The sequence below is a fragment of the Nonomuraea sp. NPDC047529 genome (assembly GCF_040642995.1).
Lineage (GTDB): Bacteria > Actinomycetota > Actinomycetes > Streptosporangiales > Streptosporangiaceae > Nonomuraea.
The window spans coordinates 88,920-90,091 of sequence record NZ_JBEYTJ010000029.1; the positions used below are offsets into that span (position 1 = coordinate 88,920).

Consider the following 1,172-nt stretch of genomic DNA (forward strand, 5'->3'; position numbering starts at 1 on the left):
GCCGTGACCCCGGCGACGGTCAGCGGCATCGCCCAGCCGAGCAGCCGCCAGGTCGTCGACCAGCTCCGTAACCCGATCCTCCGGTTGAGCGCCAGCCCCGCGCCCATGAGCGAGACCAGCACGCAGATCTCGGTGATGTGCTCGACGGCCGCCCGGTGGGCGACGGGGTCGGGCTCGGGCAGACCGATCGGCAGCAGGTACAGCCCCATGCCGCCGAGCAGGTAGAGCAGGGGAGGGGAGAAGGCCCGGCGGGCGAGCAGGCCGGGCAGGACGGCGGCGAGCAGCGCGGCGGCGCCGCCGAGGGCCAGGACGAGATCGGGGGTGGACATCCCGGCCCCACTGCCCTGCGCAACTCACGACAATCTTGCTTTTTGCGTCCAAACCGCTCAGTATCGCCCGCAACGGGAAGCTATTGCCGCCATTGTCATATGGCGGCAATATGCACTAATTGCTACTTTTCTAACCCCTGAATTCCTGCATACCGTGACATGGCCCCCCAACTCCATGAGGAGGATCCGTGTCAAGGTCTCTCCGTGCCGCGCTCTCCGTCGTCCTCACCCTCTCCTTCCTGCTGCTCACCTCCCCGGCCCAGGCCGCCGTGCTGGTCCGGGTCGTGCGGTACGACGCCTCCCGGTCGGCGGAGTTCGTCAACGTGGTGAACCAGGCGGCCCAGGTCTGGAACGCGAACGTGGTCAACGTCCGGCTCATGCAGGGCTCGCCCGCCAGCTTCGTGGTCCTGGCCGACGACGGCTGGCCCAGGACGCTGCCCACCAGCCTCGGCCGCGGCACCATCTGGATGGGCCGCCAGGCGGTCAACCAGGGCTACTTCCCGCTCCGGATCGCCACGCACGAGATCGGCCACATCCTCGGCCTGCCGGACCGCCGCACCGGGCTGTGCAGCGACCTGATGTCAGGCTCCAGCGCCCCCGTGAGCTGCACGAACGCCACCCCCAGCCCGGCCGAACGGGCCGAGGTGGACCGCAACTTCGCCGGCAGCGCCCCGGCGGTGGAGTTCGGCCGCGTGCACGAGGACCGCTGACCCCGCCCCGCCGTCCCGCCCCCCCGGCGCGGGGGGGGGGGGGGCTCGCGCCCCCGGGGGGGCCGGGGGGGGGGGGTCGGGCGCCGGCGGGCGGGGCGCCAACACACCAGCGCCCGCGCCCGCGCCGGCGCGC

General features: G+C 72.4%; 1 protein-coding gene and 1 pseudogene. One reads left to right on the forward strand and one right to left on the reverse strand.

What is annotated here, in order from left to right:
* Positions 1-329 (reverse strand): annotated as a pseudogene (locus ABZ815_RS35870) (sodium:proton antiporter); the annotation flags it as partial.
* Between the two features lie 188 nt (positions 330-517).
* On the opposite strand from ABZ815_RS35870, the gene ABZ815_RS35875 reads away from it, so the two are divergent.
* Positions 518-1,039 carry a snapalysin family zinc-dependent metalloprotease gene (locus tag ABZ815_RS35875; RefSeq protein ID WP_357705661.1) on the forward strand — a complete coding sequence of 174 codons (522 nt, stop codon included), beginning with the start codon at positions 518-520 and terminating at the stop codon, positions 1,037-1,039.
* The last annotated feature ends 133 nt before the right edge of the window (positions 1,040-1,172 follow it).